Annotated in this window: 14 protein-coding genes; 8 read left to right on the top strand and 6 right to left on the bottom strand. The window is 49.4% G+C overall.

The features are described 5' to 3' along the window. Positions 1–704 precede the first annotated feature (704 nt). The 3 genes from AC534G_RS25900 to AC534G_RS25890 all read left to right on the top strand — a co-directional run bounded on the left by AC534G_RS25900 (position 705) and on the right by AC534G_RS25890 (position 2,716). Positions 705–851, top strand: coding sequence for a hypothetical protein (locus tag AC534G_RS25900; protein WP_048227658.1), 147 nt, complete (start codon positions 705–707; stop codon positions 849–851). Positions 852–905: 54 nt separating this feature from the next. After that, positions 906–1,475 (top strand): DUF5983 family protein, encoded by a 570-nt coding sequence (locus tag AC534G_RS25895; protein ID WP_053389751.1) that lies wholly within the window; start codon positions 906–908, stop codon positions 1,473–1,475. Between the two features lie 407 nt (positions 1,476–1,882). Beyond that, a complete protein-coding gene (locus AC534G_RS25890; protein ID WP_053389752.1) occupies positions 1,883–2,716 on the top strand; it encodes a DUF932 domain-containing protein in 834 nt (277 codons plus the stop codon). A 162-nt stretch (positions 2,717–2,878) separates the two neighbouring features. Here AC534G_RS25890 and AC534G_RS25885 read toward each other — a convergent pair whose 3' ends face one another. After that, entirely contained in the window at positions 2,879–3,202 is a 324-nt protein-coding gene (locus AC534G_RS25885; protein WP_069325148.1) for a hypothetical protein, read from the bottom strand. Positions 3,203–3,445: 243 nt separating this feature from the next. Between AC534G_RS25885 and mobA the strand changes: the two genes are divergently transcribed. From mobA to AC534G_RS25865, 4 genes are all read left to right on the top strand, one after another. Next, on the top strand, positions 3,446–3,781 hold the full coding sequence (mobA, locus tag AC534G_RS25880) for a plasmid mobilization protein MobA (RefSeq protein WP_048227655.1): 336 nt from the start codon (positions 3,446–3,448) through the stop codon (positions 3,779–3,781). A gap of 21 nt (positions 3,782–3,802) precedes the next feature. Beyond that, a complete protein-coding gene (locus tag AC534G_RS25875) occupies positions 3,803–6,502 on the top strand; it encodes a relaxase/mobilization nuclease domain-containing protein (RefSeq protein ID WP_048227654.1) in 2,700 nt (899 codons plus the stop codon). Between the two features lie 95 nt (positions 6,503–6,597). Further along, the gene (locus AC534G_RS25870; RefSeq protein WP_048227653.1) at positions 6,598–7,749 is read left to right on the top strand and encodes a Fic family protein; all 1,152 of its coding nucleotides are present in this window, start codon (positions 6,598–6,600) and stop codon (positions 7,747–7,749) included. Positions 7,750–7,874: 125 nt separating this feature from the next. Next, the gene (locus tag AC534G_RS25865; protein ID WP_094935554.1) at positions 7,875–8,651 is read left to right on the top strand and encodes a hypothetical protein; all 777 of its coding nucleotides are present in this window, start codon (positions 7,875–7,877) and stop codon (positions 8,649–8,651) included. Between the two features lie 30 nt (positions 8,652–8,681). On the opposite strand, the gene AC534G_RS25860 is transcribed toward AC534G_RS25865, so the two are convergent. Then, positions 8,682–8,951: a hypothetical protein gene (locus tag AC534G_RS25860; RefSeq protein ID WP_048227650.1), complete on the bottom strand. Its 270-nt coding sequence runs from the start codon at positions 8,949–8,951 to the stop codon at positions 8,682–8,684. A gap of 72 nt (positions 8,952–9,023) precedes the next feature. Further along, positions 9,024–11,324 carry an F-type conjugative transfer protein TrbC gene (trbC, locus tag AC534G_RS25855; RefSeq protein WP_053389033.1) on the bottom strand — a complete coding sequence of 767 codons (2,301 nt, stop codon included), beginning with the start codon at positions 11,322–11,324 and terminating at the stop codon, positions 9,024–9,026. A gap of 108 nt (positions 11,325–11,432) precedes the next feature. Between trbC and AC534G_RS25850 the strand changes: the two genes are divergently transcribed. Continuing rightward, complete coding sequence (locus AC534G_RS25850) at positions 11,433–12,563, top strand: RNA-guided endonuclease InsQ/TnpB family protein (protein ID WP_053389034.1); 1,131 nt, start codon at positions 11,433–11,435, stop codon at positions 12,561–12,563. Positions 12,564–12,618: 55 nt separating this feature from the next. Here AC534G_RS25850 and AC534G_RS25845 read toward each other — a convergent pair whose 3' ends face one another. The 3 genes from AC534G_RS25845 to excA form a co-directional block, all read right to left on the bottom strand. Next, a complete protein-coding gene (locus AC534G_RS25845) occupies positions 12,619–13,818 on the bottom strand; it encodes a thioredoxin domain-containing protein (protein ID WP_053389035.1) in 1,200 nt (399 codons plus the stop codon). Positions 13,819–13,870: 52 nt separating this feature from the next. Then, positions 13,871–15,079: a secretion/conjugation apparatus DotM-related subunit gene (locus tag AC534G_RS25840; RefSeq protein ID WP_053389036.1), complete on the bottom strand. Its 1,209-nt coding sequence runs from the start codon at positions 15,077–15,079 to the stop codon at positions 13,871–13,873. 302 nt (positions 15,080–15,381) lie between these two features. Further along, positions 15,382–16,014, bottom strand: a complete 633-nt coding sequence (excA, locus tag AC534G_RS25835; RefSeq protein WP_053069310.1) for a plasmid IncI1-type surface exclusion protein ExcA — start codon at positions 16,012–16,014, stop codon at positions 15,382–15,384. Between the last annotated feature and the right edge of the window lie 46 nt (positions 16,015–16,060).

Below are 16,060 nucleotides of genomic sequence, written 5' to 3'. Positions count from 1 at the left end.
TGGTTTTTTTGAAGGTTAAAAGGTGCAGAAATTGCACTTTTTTTGATGTTGAAATTGACAGCGAAAAGAGAAAGGAAAATGCGAAAGGTGCGCCCCCTTCGGCTCCCCGTCGCGCCAGCGCGCCGGGTCGTCAGGCCACACTCCGCCGGGCAGCTGCTGACGCACCGGCCAGGCTCCGCCGAACCCGCAAGCGGTTTCGGGCTATTCGCTAGTGTCCGATGTCGAACGGCAACCCCCGCGCTTGCTGCGACCGTTCCGGCCGCGCCGCTTTCACTGGCCGCCGCTGGCGTCCGCTAAGGAAAGCCGGCTTCACCGGCTTCTTCTGCCGTCCTTTTTCCCCTCCGCACGCACGAAAGCCTCTCATTGCTGATGCAGACTGACATCTCCCGTAAGCGTCTGAAAGGGTCGCAGCAGAGCTGCTTAAGGCCTGATTTTTTCCGGTGTGACGCAGAAAAAATAAGTCCTTAACCCTTGCAGCCTCTTTCGGGCGCTGCCGGATCGTCTGCGCAATGAGGGCGTTTCGTTCTGGCCCGGAAGCCGAAGAAAAAAGAGACGGCAGAAGGAGCCGGGGGGGAACAACTGAAGGCTTGCGTCATCGACGCAGAAAGGATTGCCGGATCACAGGCAATAAAAAAGCAGAGCGCGAACTCTGCTTCTTCCAGACCAGATGCAACTGGTCCTCATCAAAACCAAAGGAGTTAACTATGATTTTCGACCCGCAAATAGTCGCACAGGCGAAGGCGTTTGTAAACGCCCTGAAGAGTGGCCGCCGCGCGCATGTACCTGCGCTGCGATTTGAATACTGGCAGCAGTTCATGACTACCGTGAACGCCGAGTTGGGCTACATCTGACAGCCGCCGCCCCGCAACGGGGCGGCTTTTGATCGCCATTGCGGAGAATAACCAATGCCAAAATATTATCTACAAAATGCGCCACGCGGCGTAACAGGTATCCGTCTTGAGAACGGCGAGGAGGCCATTTATCTGGATGGTGAATATATTGCAGGCCGCGATCTTCAGGAACGTAATGAGGATGTGATCTCGATAGGTAAGAAAATTGCGGAGAAAATCGGGGTTCCTTTCCAGTTGCTGGAGTGCCCTATTCCTGGTGATGATGAATGGGCGTGGAACGATATTACGGATTCATTGGGATGGGGGAAAAGTATCATCGCTCCGCGTATGATGCTGCGCCCGGTTATGGAATGTCGAATATCTCATATCACGTTAGAAGATAATTATTTATTGCAGGAATTGACCCAATCAGAGAACGAATGGCCGTGGATTCTGGATACCGATGTCGGGTATCTTCTGCGCCTCGATGCTCCCACACGTCCGCTTCTCCGGCTGAAACGTCTGGGCATTTCACGAACCACACGGGCGTTAATTTATCGGTCTATTAAGCAGGCCAATATTAGCATGATCCATTTCTCATCTGTGGGGGATAATGTGGAAGGTGCGCCAGTATTTGACTGGTAAGTATCAGCCCGGCACGCCCGGGCATAATTCTCCACCTCCGGCGCACGGGCTTGCAGCTGCCGTCCCGACAGCGCCGCCCTGACTGGGGCCACCTGGCGGCCCCAGAAAGGAAACGGGCTTCGCCCGCCGGATAATTCCAGCTTTCACCTTTTGAGTACTTTGCTCACCGCGTGCTGCCTTACCCGTGAAAGACTCTGGCCCGACCCGGAGTCTATGCAAGGGCACATCACTCACCCGTTCGCACTCCCTCTGGTCGCTTGCGCTGCGGCTTCCTGCTGCACCCTTGCATCTCCTCCTTGTAGGTCAGGCCGTTCGCTTTATCACGGGAACGGCCACCCGCGATGGTGAATCATCATCAAAAAGGCGACGGCAGAAGCAATTTTATAATCATCATGAGGAGAATCACTATGGCCCGTTTAGCATCTCGTTTTGCATCAATGAATGTCATCCGTCGCGAACGTCCACTGACGAACGATGAACTGATGCATGTTGTTCCGAGTATTTTTTCCGAGGACAAACATGATTCCCGTAGCGAACGCTACACGTACATTCCAACGATTACCGTTCTGGAAAAATTGCGCGAAGAAGGTTTCCTGCCGTTCTTTGCTTGCCAGACACGCACCCGTGATGAAGGAAAACGTGGTCACACCAAACATATGATGCGTTTGCGTCGCGCCGGGCAAATTGCAGGTAAAGAGGTTCCGGAAATAATTCTTTTGAATAGCCACGATGGTAGCAGCAGTTATCAGATGATTCCGGGAATGTTCCGCTTCGTCTGCACCAACGGGATGATTTGCGGGCAGACGTTCGGGGAGATCCGTGTCCCGCACAAAGGCGATGTAGTCGAGCAAGTTATAGAAGGTGCATACGAGGTTCTGGGAATTTTTGACGAAATAACAGAGTCACGAGAAATAATGAAAGACACCGCGCTGACACGCGAGGAGCAGGAAATTTTTGCACAGACCGCTCTGGGCTGGCGTTATGATGAAAACTCAGAAGGAAAGCACATCCCTCTGGCACCATCCGATTTGCTCAATGTTCGCCGAAATGAAGATAAATCTAATGATCTTTGGACGACGTATCAGCGTGTTCAGGAGAATATGACAAAGGGTGGTTTACTGGGAAAAACAGCGCAAGGAAAGAGACAGCGTACACGTGCAGTGACCGGAATTGATGGGGATGTAAAACTGAACCGTGCATTGTGGGGAATGGCAGAAATGATGCAAAAGTTGAAGTCATGAATGATGCAATGCGGGAGGAAACTCCCGCTAATTATGGTGCTGGGCGTGACAAACTCAGGTATTGAATCAGTTTTCAGCTAATTACACAGTTCGGAATTATCTAACCACTATCGTGGTAAAATAATGCCTCTCATCAGGTTCCAGTGTTCTCCGTAAAAATTCTTAACTTTCTTGATTCACTGGAGTTTGATTAGAATTTTTAGTCGTTCTGTTACGAGAAAAACCTGCCCCTTTTGTTGTTTTTTTCTGCTTACTTAATATTTCACGAATAGCTTTAACACTTGTCTGGATACCCACACCCTCTAAAGCCGAACGGATATCATCTACAGAATAGCCTTTATGACCAGAAAGCAAAATTATCTGGTCTTGCAGTTTATTCAATACGTCGGATTTGGTAAGACGTTTCTCGGTTAAATCAGGTAGAGAATCTAACGTCATTTTTGCCAGTTCAACGTCTTCCGTTGTGAACCATTTTTTATCTGCCATATCAAATTTTTCCTTTCACATATTGCCGCTATGATTTTCATGTCAATCATACCATTGCCAAATAAAAAGTGGCAGTGTCTCGCACTGCCGATGCCGTCAAATCGCCACTAGGCGAAACAGCCAGCGAAGCGTATAATGGCCGAAAAAACGGGACAGGATGTGCATTTGTAATACCGCGCACGCACGATATTACAAATGCCACCTGGTCAGGGCTCCGTCCCGACACCCGAGTAAGGAGCACACATGAGCGACAAAGTATCCCGAAGAGGAAGTGATAAACGGCAGAAAACCGTTATCAAGACTCTGAGGTTTACCCCTGATGAAATCGAAGAAATTGAAGGGAAAGCGGAAGAGGTTGGACAAAGCGTATCGGCTTACATTCGTAACGCTGCGATGAACAGAAAGGTCATTTCACTCATCGACGACAGCTTTATGACTGAGCTATTGAGGCTGGGAAGACTGCAAAAGCATCTGTTTGTTGAAGGGAAAAGAGTCGGGGATAAAGAATACTCCACGGTCCTTGTAGCAATATCAGAATTGTCCACCACGCTCAGAAAAAAACTTATGAGCAACGACTAGTACGGAGAGAATCAGAACATCATGATCGCAGTTATTCCACCGAAACGACAAGACGGAAAGTCCTCCTTTGGGGATTTGGTGTCTTACGTTTCTGTTCGTGATGAACCGCGCGATGATGATTTGATGGAAGCTGTTAAAGCATCCGGAACAAAACCGGAAATGCCGCACAGCAGTCGCTTTTCTCGTCTTGTTGATTATGCCACGAAACTGCGTGATGAGTCGTTTATCTCGCTTGTTGACGTGATGCCGGACGGCAGTGAATGGGTAAATTTTTACGGCGTGACCTGTTTCCACAACTGTACGTCAATTGAAAGCGCAGCCGAAGAGATGGAGTTCTCGGCCCGTAAAGCGAAGTTCGCCCATAACAAAAGTGATCCTGTATTCCACTATATTCTGAGCTGGCAGTCGCATGAAAGCCCACGTCCAGAACAGATTTATGATTCGGTCAGCCATACGCTTTCTCGCCTAGGATTAGCCGGCCATCAGTTCGTCTCTGCCGTTCACACTGACACGGATAATCTGCATGTTCACATCGCTGTAAACCGCGTTCACCCGGAGACCGGTTATCTTAACCGTCTCGCTTACAGCCAGGAAAAACTGAGTAAGGCCTGCCGTGAGCTGGAGCTTAAGCATGGCTTTTCGCCCGATAATGGGTGCTATGTGATTGCACCTGACAATCGTATTGTTCGTCGTACTTCGATTGAACGTGATCGTCAAAGTGCCTGGAAGCGTGGTCGTATTCAGAGCCTGAGAGAATACATCGCTGACACTGCTATAGCCGGTTTACGGGAAGCACCTGTGACTGACTGGTCTTCTCTCCATCAGCGTTTTGCTAAAGAAGGTTTGTTCCTGTCAGCGGATAACGGCGAGCTGAAAGTGAAGGATGGCTGGGACAGTGAGCGTCCTGGCGTAACGCTTTCGGCATTTGGTCACGCTTTCGATACCGAAAAACTTATTCGTAAACTGGGTGAGTTTACTCCTCCTGCACAGGATATCTTTTCGCAAGTCCAGGCTGTTGGCCGTTACGAACCTGAGAAAATTACAGTGCCGTCGCGTCCTGAACGAATGACAGAGAAAGATACCTTAACTGACTATGCGACCGCACGTTTACGCGCACCGCTGATTGCACTTGATCAGGACCCGTCGCAACGAACTATACAGTCGGTACATACACTCCTCGCAAAGTCGGGTTTGTATCTTAAAGAACAACATGATCGACTGGTTATCTGTGATGGATATGATCCAACGCGCACACCAGTCAGGGCAGAACGGGTATGGCCTGCGCTAACGAAAGCGGTCCTGGACTCGTATAAAGGTGGCTGGAAGCCGGTACCAAAAGACATTTTCCAGCAGGTTCCTCCTGCAGAACAGTTCACTGGTGGCGGTCTGGAAGCAACTCCAGTTTCCGATCGGGAATGGCGAAAATTGCGTACAGGATCGGGTCCACAGGGAGCCCTGAAACGCGAGATTTTCTCCGATAAGGAAAGCCTCTGGGGCTATGCTGTTTCGCACTGCCGTCAGGAGATTGAAACGCTTATAAGCAGTAAACACTTTTCCTGGGAACGCTGTCATGAACAGTTTGCGAAACAAGGGTTGTTGTTAGTTCGTGAGCAGCAGGGGCTGGTTGTGATGGATGCCTATAATCGCGAACAGACTCCTGTTAAGGCAAGTCATGTTCATCCGGATCTTACACTTGCGCGTGCGGAACCTCATGCTGGTTCATTTGTTCCAGTGCCGGCAGACATCTTTGAACGTGTTAAGCCGGTAAGCCGTTACAATCCGGAACTGGCCGTGAGCGATCGCGATATTCCTGGTATGAAACGTGACCCTGAATTGCGTCGCCAGCGCCGTGAAGCGCGCGCAGCTGCAAGAGAAGATCTGAAAGCCCGTTATGCAGCCTGGCGGGCTAACTGGCAGCGTCCGGATTTGCGTGGTCGTGAGCGCTACCAGGCTATACATGATGAATGCCGGATGCGTAAAGCGCGCATCCGTATCGAACATCGAGACCCTCTGGTGAGAAAGCTGTATTACCATATTGTAGAACTGCAGCGTATGCAGGCTCTGATTACACTGAAAGAAGCTATGAAAGCTGAACGCGCTGAACTCATCGGACAGGGAACATGGTATCCGCCGTCTTACCGGCAGTGGGTTGAAGCTGAAGCGGTGAAAGGTGACAAGGCTGCGATATCACAGCTAAGGGGATGGGATTACAAGGATCGTCGTGGTAATGCAGTGAAATCCACTACAGACAGCAGATGTGTTGTTATCTGTGAACCTGGTGGTACGCCGATGTATTCCGGTGTACCTGGCCTACAGGCTTCACTGAAGAAAAATGGTCGCGTCCAGTTCCGGGATCCGGAGACAGGTCGTCACATTTGCACTGACTATGGCGACAGGGTTATTTTCAGAAACACCGGCGATTACGATTCGCTGAAGCGGGATATGGTCAAAGTCGCACCGGTTCTCTTCAGTCGTTCTCCGACCGTCGCGATGGCACCAGAAGGGAATGATGAACAGTTCAATACAGCATTTGCCAAAATGGTGGCATGGCACAATGTGAACCACCGCGATGAAGCTGAATACCATATCGCACGGCCGGATGTAGACCAGCTACGTGTTGAGCATGAGCAACAATTCACAAATGTGTTGAATCAAAGCAGTTATGCTCCGGATGCTCAAGCTTCACATCAGAATACCTGGGAACCACCGACGCCAAGATAAACAGAGTCAGCCTCTGTATTAAAGCTTTTTTTAACTAGTGATATTGTTATTAAAGGATGTTTTAATAACTATCTAGCTTATTAAAAGGAGCTTTAATGAATCGAGTAACAGGCCACTACAAAACCACCCAAAGCCACAATGAGGCTGTTCATGCCTTTGTGCCATTTCCTCTGCCACCAACGAAACCAGAACTGGATCCCCATGTATGGCAAGAACAAAATACACGAGCTGAACTTGCCCTGGCCAGGCTTTCAGGTATGTCTGGTCTCGTTGCCTCCGGAGAGTGGCTCATTTACAGCGCCTTGCGCCGCGAGGCATTGCTAACTTCCCAGCTGGAAGGTACCCAAGCTACCCTGACAGACGTTTTTGATGACGAAGCAGGTTTATCCGTTGCCAATGCGGATGATGTTGAAGAAGTTACACAATATCTGCAGGCATTCCGGTATGTCCGGGAACAAATTAACTCACCTGAAGGTCTTCCTGTATCGGTGCGGTTGATTACGGAAGCGCATAAGGTTCTTCTCAATGGTATTCGTGGCGCTAATAAACAACCCGGCAACATCAGAACCAGCCAGAACTGGATAGGCGGAACTCGTCCTGGTAATGCGGTCTATGTTCCTCCTCCCCCGGAAGAAGTCACGAACCTCTTGTCTGATCTGGAGCTGTTTATTCACGACCAAAATCAGACGTTACCTCCACTCGTTAAGATTGCCCTGGTGCATGCGCAATTCGAAACTATTCACCCCTTTCTGGACGGTAATGGACGCATTGGCCGACTGCTTATTGCAATCCTGCTGGAAGAATGGGGTGTCCTGCCCGAACCTCTTTTATATGTTTCCGGGTACCTGAAAAGCCATCAGGAAGAATATTACCGGTGTCTGTCAGAGATACGGAGCTATGGGAACTGGGAGCAATGGGTATCGTTCTTCCTGGAAGGGGTGGAGATAGCTGCTGAGGAGGCTCAACGGAGTATTATTCAGATAGCTTCTCTCATCGCCATGCATCGAAAGATGCTACTTGCGAACACCTCGACGTCCTTGCAAACCATGCGTCTTTTTGAGTTACTGCCAGTTATGCCAAGATTAACTGTCGAACGTGCTCAGTCTGAACTTGCGGTAACGTTTCCTACTGCCAGTACTGCGATCAAGGTACTCGAAGCTACAGGCATTCTTGTTGAAACGACTGGCAGAGCTCGCGGGAAAAGCTATGTCTATAAGGATTATGTCGACCTCTTGAGAAATGAGTGAGGGTTATAGCTACTCCAATACTTTTTAACGTCGCCTGCAAGGGTTTCTGTGCCTTGTCTTAGCTTTTTCTTCACGAATACACTGTGGCCTCCACCGCGGCATAGGGTATGCCCAGGAAATATGATTTGAAAATTGATGAGCAATTTTTCTGGAAAATATTTCGCGTTTTTTTTCCAGAACTACGTAAGTGGGTCACCAGGGCGCTGATAGCTGCCGGTATATCGATGTTGTCAGGGCCACTTTGGGTCCCCTATGTGAACGCATTTTTATCCAGGTACGCAAGCATTAATATACCAGATACGAGCACGAGTGGATGGGTATGTCTGGGGCTGGGTCTGCTCTGTTTGATAGCGAACGAAACACTGGATCGCTGGCCATCAAAAAAGAAGATGACTGCAGAAGACAAGGAAGATAAAAATACTCTTTATGAGTTATTCAGCCAGATGCACTTGCCTACTTATGACTGGTTTTTCCATCACGGAAAAATAACGTGGGTATATATTCCGGCACTTCATTACCACTACGGTGTTGAGGGTTATATTCAGGCTACTCAGTTCCATCTTCATGACAAAGAAATCAGGAAATCTGTAGAGCTATTTTACCAGTCATGCTCGCGGGCATTTTCTTATGCATGGTACTTCGTTGAAACCAATAACCCTCATCTGCAGAAGTTCGGCCATCAGCACAATGTACATACTGATCCGTTGGCAAAGGCTGCTCATGATGATTTCCGGAACGCAGTATGTGAAGCAGAAGGGCACCTGAAAGACCTGTGCAAAGCGGTTAAAACAAAATATCCGGACTTTGATATGGAAGAAACGAGCAAGATCGCTAAGGATGAGCAACGGTCGTATTCGAAAGCACTGAATTTTGACTCAGCTACCTCCAAAGCAGAACTATAAAAACAAAAAAGGCCGCTTTCGCGGCCTTTTTTAGTTAAATGCAATGCGTGGAACTACTTCCCATTCCGCGTGGTCATTCTTTAAAACACATTTGTATTCAGAACCATCATGTTTAATCTGCAACCCGACGGTATAAAGCTTCTCGCCATCGGAGCAGGCGTACGCCTTCTGCTGGTTCGTGAGGAGGATGTTACGGATTTCAGTCAACTGCGCCACGGCATTGGCGTCTACAACAGGTTGGGGCGCTGCAGCGGCAACGGCTGAAAAACCAAAGAGTGCGGCAAATATTAGTTTCTTCATTTCATTTCCTTTTGTGCTATATCATTTTGATTATCGGCAGTTGTTCCTAAAACCCGACAAATTTTTGAACTGTCACTCTGGCCATTCCATATCTGGCTGTGGTGAACTTGTCTGTTTTGGGGAGAAGAATGGCTCGTTTCTGTGCCGGGCAGGAGGAACATAGGCAGGTTGTGGAAGTGTCAGGTTCCTCAATATTGCATCCGGCGCCAGCTGAATTTCTTCAGCGTTTACTTCCGTCGATTCTGACTCAGGTTTATTGAGTGTGATGTACCGGATTGTTCGTTCCGCCATAGTGGTTGTTCTGATGATCTCCAGCGCTTCTGCCCAGAGGTTTTCTTCCCGTCCTCCGTGGTCCATGTCATATTCTGTCATCAGATTGTGTGCTTCCTGCCGATTGGCCAGCCGCTGCTGGAAGGTATCGATTATCTTCCAGGGTTCAGTTCTGGCCGCTTTACGCCGGCGCGAGGGTTTTTCTGTAAGTACACCAATGATTTTGCTGACGTTCTCCGCTGCCGGCAGACGGCGCTGTGCTGTTCGTGGGACAAGTTTTCGCAGTTGCTTAAGATTCGGTGGGTTAATCGTGATATATCTATTGATAATGACGGGGGCATTGCATGTTTTATCCTGAGGTTCGATGTAGAAAGATGCTCCTGGAACTGGATCACCTTGAAACACTGTGTAGTTCTCACCGGGTTGTAGCTTAATCAGGTCCTGCACATTGATTTTGTTCTCCATCTGGATATTGATGTGGTCACCATCGATCCAGGAAGTGCCAATGAGACCGTCTTGCCGCTGCAGGCTGACCATATTCGCCCGGGCTTCCTGCCCTGCAGCATTACTGATTGTTCTTGCCGTTTTATCATCACTCACGATTTTTCCGGCGACTTTGGTGCCTGCGTTCTGCATAAGGGTTGCGACGTTGGCCGCTGAGGTCTGATTTTCAATGCGCTCCTGGTCCTGACTCATCATTACAAGTGCAAACTCAAGAGAGCGTACCTGTGTAGCCTGAACGGCTATTCGCTCAGTGTAGTAGGCTCCCACCTCATCGAGATAATTCATGTAGGGGAATTTGCCTTTGTATTTGGTGATTTCAAGCGCTTCTGAGTCCAGTCCCTCCAGCTTGTGTCCAAGGTCCCGGGCCAGGATCATGCTCTGCTGGGTAACAAACATTCTCCCCAGTGCAGAGGTTGTGTGCTGCGACGTGTTCATGGCTGGGATCAACACCAGGAGTATGCGGTCGCTGTGAATACTGTCACGAATATCGATGTCGCCGGCATCCTCAGCGAAGATATTGCCGAACGTTTCTGTGAATGTGTTGAAGGTTTCCAGAAACTGGCCCGTCAGGTAGCTGTGCTGCTTGCGCGGCTCTTCTGTCCAGGCTGAAGGCTGCCGCACGGTGGCCATATCGAAACCCGGTACGTCTACCAGATAATTATAGAGCGGAGAGACAGCTTCTTCTGGCCACTGATCATCCACGGCACGGCAGTAAAGCCCGGCCAGTTTCTCCAGCGGCATAAACTCGCGGAGCAACTGCAATGACATGGTTTTGTTTTCACGGACACAGTAAAACTTTGTGCCAAAGACCAGCGCCTTGTTCATTGCAATAGCTCTGGACTGCCATTCTCCACCCTGTACGTTGGTCGGCAGCATTGATTGCATCGTCTCAGCCACAAAGGCCTCAGTGCTGTAGCAGAAGGGGTTCCACTGGTGAGACTGTGGCCGACTTTTATCTCCGTTCTGGATCATCTCACTGCGGGACATGCCGCTGTTCATGAAGTTGATGTACTCCACATCGTCCTCACGCCCAAAGCGGCGAGCCAGATAGTAGCAGGTACGTGCAGTGTCGTTCTGCGCCTTGCCGTCAACAAAGGTGAATCCCCGTCCCCAGCAAAATGAATTGAGCATCCACGCATAGATGGTTTCGGTTTTCCCGCCACCGGTCGAGGCAAAGAACATTACATGGCGGGTCAGATCATCAAGGGTGAGCCACAGCTCGCGTCCGATATCATTCATTCGCTTATAGCCAATGTAGAATATCCCCTTACCTTTGCTTTCCTGCGTTGTTTCGTACTGAAACAGTGAGGGAAATGCTCTGAAAAAACTGCGTCGTACCTTCCTGTCTTCAGACGGATCTACTTTATTGAGGTGGACTGGCATTCGCATCGGCATGCGCCAGCGGTGGGTACCGAAGCTGATGCTGGCCACTATGGTCAGCAAAAGAAAGAGCGGTATGGCGAGTGGCCAGATAAAACCCGCCACCACACTTCCAGCCATAATTCCGGCATACAGCAGGTGGTCGCGCATAAGCTCAAGAACAGGGGAATTCCAGGCATTGCGCTTCATTAGCGCCTGATTTACGGGCGTATTATTCATCAGAATGCCTCCGGGAAACCCCGGCCTTTAGGCCGGGGAGGAAAGGAAGCGGTTTTCCGGCTAACTGCCTTTTGCATAATCAAATTGTCCTCTTTAGTATGTGAAACGATGAAACGCGCCTATAAATACCGGTTTTACCCGACACCAGAGCAGACTGAGCTTTTAGCTCAGACGTTTGGCTGTGTACGTTTTGTCTATAACAGCATCCTCCGCTGGCGCACGGATGCGTACTACGAGCGAAAGGAAAAGATCGGCTATATACAAGCCAGCGCGCGATTAACTGCACTGAAAAAAGAGCCAGAATTCGCCTGGCTGAATAACGTTTCCTGCGTACCCATGCAACAGGCGCTACGCCACCAACAAATGGCCTTTGCTAACTTCTTCGCCGGACGAGCCGCATATCCAGCCTTCAAAAGCAAACGCCACAAGCAGGCGGTTGAGTTCACTGCGAGCGCGTTTAAATATCGTGACGGCAAGTTGTACATGGCAAAGAGCAAGGCGCCGTTATATGTGCGCTGGAGCCGTCAGTTGCCGTCTGCGCCATCCACTGTCACTATCACCAAAGATGCCGCCGGACGATATTTCGTATCCTGTCTTTGCGAGTTTGAACCTGTATCACTGCCGATTACCGTTTCCACGGTCGGCATTGATGTTGGTTTAAAAGATTTGTTCGTCACCGACAGCGGATTCAAAACCAGCAATCCACGCCACACGGCTAAATATGCGAAGCGACTGGCTTTGCAGCAACGCATGTTAAGCAGGAAGAAAAAAGGCTCAAAGAATCGTGCCAAAGCCCGCTTAAAGCTCGCCAAACTCCACGCGAAAATGTCCGATTGCCGGATGGATAACCTGCATAAGTTGTCCCGCAAACTGATTAACGAAAACCAAGTTGTTTGCGTCGAATCCCTTAAGGTGAAAAACATGATCCGCAACCCAAAGCTGTCAAAAGCGATAGCTGACGCAAGCTGGAGCGAACTTGTTCGCCAGCTACAGTACAAAGGGGAATGGGCAGGGCGTAGCGTTGTCGCTATCGACCAGTATTTCCCTTCTTCCAGACGTTGTAGCTGTTGCGGCTTTACCATGAAAAACATGCCTCTTGATATTCGTCAGTGGCTCTGTCCTGAATGCGGGGCAGACCATGATCGTGATATCAACGCGGCCCGTAATATAAAAGCTGCCGGGCTGGCAGTGTTAGCCCATGGAGAGCCTGTAAATCCTGAACCGCATCACGCGGCTTAGGTTCGGCTCGTTGAAGTGGGAATCCCCGTTCTTCAGGGCTGGGAGCAGTCAAGGGTTACTCCTGGATGCTAAGGGAACTCACAAAACGGTCGACCTGTTCTTGTGTCATTGGATCGGTAATTTTCATGAAGTGAGCAATTTTATCAGGTGCGGCCAGCATGCCTGTTGCCAGACGAATGCCTGTGTCAGTCAGCACTGTCGGTGTACCTGAGAAACCAAATGCGCGGAAGCCTGTATCGTTTACGGCCACTACGGCTTGAGCCGACACGGAACAGTCTGAACTCACCTGTTGAGAGGTCGCCTGTCCAGGAACCTGCATGCCTGCGTCCGGGCGAAAAAGGTCGCTCCATGCTAAAGCACGGGCAGTCAGGTCTTTCTCGCACAATACCGGAACGATTTTATCTACGGCATCGCCACCGTCATTGACTACAGATACAGGGAAAATGACCACGTTGTAATTTTGTGCCAGCTGTTCGATTGCTGGTTCCATGCTTTTGCAAACCGCACAGGTTGGGTCGAGGAATGCATACAGCGTACGTTCATGTCCGGTTGAGAGTGGGATGGTGAACAGACCCCGATCGGCGCTGCGCTTCAGTATGGCTACCATCTTCTGTCGGGCTGACTGTTCCGTCGCTTCTGTTGTTACTGGCGTGGGTGGAGTTATCGGTGTTGCTGCCGTCTGCAATGCTTCAGCAGGAGAGGCCGGTAAGGATTCATGGCTTTCCTTCATAATATTCTGCATGTTGGCGGATTCAGCCTGTACAGCGTGGCTGACAGTATTGTCAGTCGACGGGAGAACCGTCATTTTAGGTTGTCCCTGAATAGCGGCAGACTGTTGTGGCTGAACAGGGGCAGGCCCTTCAGGTATTGTCAGTTCTGTGCTACTGAAATTAAGTGAGGTATGGTTGCTTGTACCCATGAACCATAACGAGGACGCAATCAACGCACCGCCAACAAACAGGACAAGGGCTTTAATTCGCCGTTTTATCACCGCCTTACTCTGAGTTTTGAGTTGCAGTGCAATGGTGTTGAAGACTTCTGCGGCATCGTGCATCGGGTCATCAAGAAGTGTCACGGCTTCTTTTGAAAGCTCATAAAAGGCAATGAGTTTTTTATCATGAATGGCCATACGCTGTGGTTCGCGGAATATGAGCAGGGCCTGAGGATCGCCGTCTCCGCTTTGATGTAAAACCACAATTGTGTCGTAAATGAAATCGTTACAACGAAAGGTGGTGTAGGTGCTTTTCTGTGACATAAGGAGACTCCAGTAGAAGGTATGTTAATTCGCGTTAGATATGTTCGGATTTTCAGAAGATGGGAGCGTCGTCGCCTCCCGGGCGAGTGATAACATCTTCCGTCAGTGACCAGTTGGTCCGGATGCGGCGCTTGCGGTCTAGGTCTGGCTGAGGTTCGTCCCAGATTAGCCCCAAGGACAGCATATCGATGCGCAGTCCCTCAATGGCTTCATCGACGCAGGCTTGCGGGCAGGGCAGGCCAAGTCGTATAGCCTCACTCTCGGTGCGGGCGACGGCGACGATACCTGCTCCTTCAATAAATCCTTTGGTGGTGTTTGCCCGGTGCAGGGCATAGAAGAGGGGACGATCCACTCCCTTGAGCCATAACCAGTTAGGCGGTGTCAGCCGTAAATCATGTGCGTACAGCCAGACCATGCCACTTCTGACGTAGCGGTGCTCATGCAACCACTTTTTCGCGCCTTCGCTCTGGATGACACGCTTAAAGGCAGTTCTGGCCAGCGCATAGACTGGTACTGAGAATTTCCCCTTATCACGGCGACTTTTGAGACGGCAGGAACGGTTCAGTTCATCCATCAGCGCTTTTGCTGCCGGGCGATCGTCCAGGAAAAACTGAAGGCCGAATATTGCGAACAGAGTTTTTTCATGCGGCGCAAGGCTTTTCCATCCATTCAGCGGACGTCCCAGCTGCGCCATGAAAACAGCCCGGCAGCGGGCAACATCGAGCTGCATGTTACTGATGAGTTGATGTTCTTCTACGAAACCTTCCGGGGTTTGTGCCGGACGTCTTTCCGGACGACGTTTATCCAACAAGAGACGACTGGCATCTCCCTCACTAAGGATGGGGGAAATTGCAGGAGAAATAGCTTCCATGGCGAACGGCAATGTACTTATGTCGAGTACCCGCCGAGTTTGCCAGTTGCGGGCTGGATGGTGTAACCAGCTCCACAGGGAAGCGGTGGACAGGGGAATGAGGAATATCATCAAGATCCCTGTCGTTTGCTCCATCACGTTGATCCACTGATCGTACGTGATGTATTGGGCATTGTTGGCGGTGACGGCCAACAGGTTATAGCGCGGTGCGGCCCAGGTATGGAATGGTCCAAAGTCAGCCATACCCCACAGGATATGCAAAATGAAACATGACCAATACACAAACTCGGGCAAGTACAGCCAAGCGACAAGCAGAACCATAATTCCCAGGATGGCGAGGGCGCCGAGAAATTCAAGCGGGTCATTCGATCCCACGCGAGCGGATGTCATGGATAAACTCCCAAGATGAAGACTAACTGAATAAAAAAGGGCAACAACGCATGGACTTATCTAAAGTCTGTAGGCGTGTTTACTGATGGCAACGGAAGGTGAAAATATATTGATTGGTTAAAAATTAAATTATTGTGGATCTGATATGGATCCCCTTTATTTGAGTAATAATCAATAAGGAGTCAGATTGTGGTTTTAATTATCATTATCTGTTTTAGAGTGAATTTTCAGGGCAATGATCTACTTTAATAAAAATAGCCGGTAATTAAACCGGCTATTTATTGGAGGGGAGTAGATGTGTTTTAGGCAAGAACGGGAACTGGTAGTCCTGTCAGAACTTCGATCTCGGCACGTTTTTTATTCACGACATCATTGAAGTTAAAGTTATAGCTGTATCCTTTATTGTTCATTGCGTGCAAATGGTTAGCAATACTGGATGCAGCGCCGGTATCAATAAGAATCATCGGCAACGATGTAAACTTTGTGAACAGGCGCAGCTTTGAGTCTTCAACCTCTGTACGGGTAAGGCTGTAAGCATCGAAACCAATGACATCCATAACGTTGCCAGGATAGATTCTGATGTACAAAAACGTTCCTTGCTGGAAGTCGAAACCCAGATAGGTACTTTGCCAGAAGAGCCAGCCTTCTGAGTTGATGTCCGGCTTGAAGTGCCCTGTATCCTTGATTTTCTCAATAACAGCAAGGATCTTTTTTTTACGATTATTGGCTATGCCGTAATTTATGATGAATGGGGCGAACAGCATAAACCAAAGACTAAAGAGAAAAATATAGTCACTTCCAATAACATAATCCCCGCTCGATACATATAAAGTAAATAGCGGAGCAAGTAAAACTAATGTAATAACTCCGAACCGCAAGAATAGAGTTCTGACTACATAATATGGAAGCCACCATTTAGGGAATCTATCTTTCACAGTCAACCCTCCTTAGGTATTTCAATCAATATTATAGCACTACTGG

The organism is Citrobacter sp. CRE-46 (assembly GCF_059615875.1).
Note: the sequence above shows the minus strand (reverse complement) of the source record. Positions and strands in the feature narration are given on the sequence as shown.

Excerpts from the sequence above, each read along its gene's own strand:
- AC534G_RS25840 (WP_053389036.1), bottom strand. The coding sequence starts at position 15,079 with ATGACATCCGCTCGCGTGGGATCGAATGACCCGCTTGAATTTCTCGGC.
- AC534G_RS25885 (WP_069325148.1), bottom strand. The coding sequence starts at position 3,202 with ATGGCAGATAAAAAATGGTTCACAACGGAAGACGTTGAACTGGCAAAA.
- AC534G_RS25850 (WP_053389034.1), top strand. The coding sequence starts at position 11,433 with ATGAAACGCGCCTATAAATACCGGTTTTACCCGACACCAGAGCAGACT.
- AC534G_RS25860 (WP_048227650.1), bottom strand. The coding sequence starts at position 8,951 with ATGAAGAAACTAATATTTGCCGCACTCTTTGGTTTTTCAGCCGTTGCC.
- AC534G_RS25895 (WP_053389751.1), top strand. The coding sequence starts at position 906 with ATGCCAAAATATTATCTACAAAATGCGCCACGCGGCGTAACAGGTATC.
- AC534G_RS25845 (WP_053389035.1), bottom strand. The coding sequence starts at position 13,818 with ATGTCACAGAAAAGCACCTACACCACCTTTCGTTGTAACGATTTCATT.
- AC534G_RS25875 (WP_048227654.1), top strand. The coding sequence starts at position 3,803 with ATGATCGCAGTTATTCCACCGAAACGACAAGACGGAAAGTCCTCCTTT.
- trbC (WP_053389033.1), bottom strand. The coding sequence starts at position 11,324 with ATGAATAATACGCCCGTAAATCAGGCGCTAATGAAGCGCAATGCCTGG.
- AC534G_RS25900 (WP_048227658.1), top strand. The coding sequence starts at position 705 with ATGATTTTCGACCCGCAAATAGTCGCACAGGCGAAGGCGTTTGTAAAC.
- AC534G_RS25870 (WP_048227653.1), top strand. The coding sequence starts at position 6,598 with ATGAATCGAGTAACAGGCCACTACAAAACCACCCAAAGCCACAATGAG.
- mobA (WP_048227655.1), top strand. The coding sequence starts at position 3,446 with ATGAGCGACAAAGTATCCCGAAGAGGAAGTGATAAACGGCAGAAAACC.
- AC534G_RS25890 (WP_053389752.1), top strand. The coding sequence starts at position 1,883 with ATGGCCCGTTTAGCATCTCGTTTTGCATCAATGAATGTCATCCGTCGC.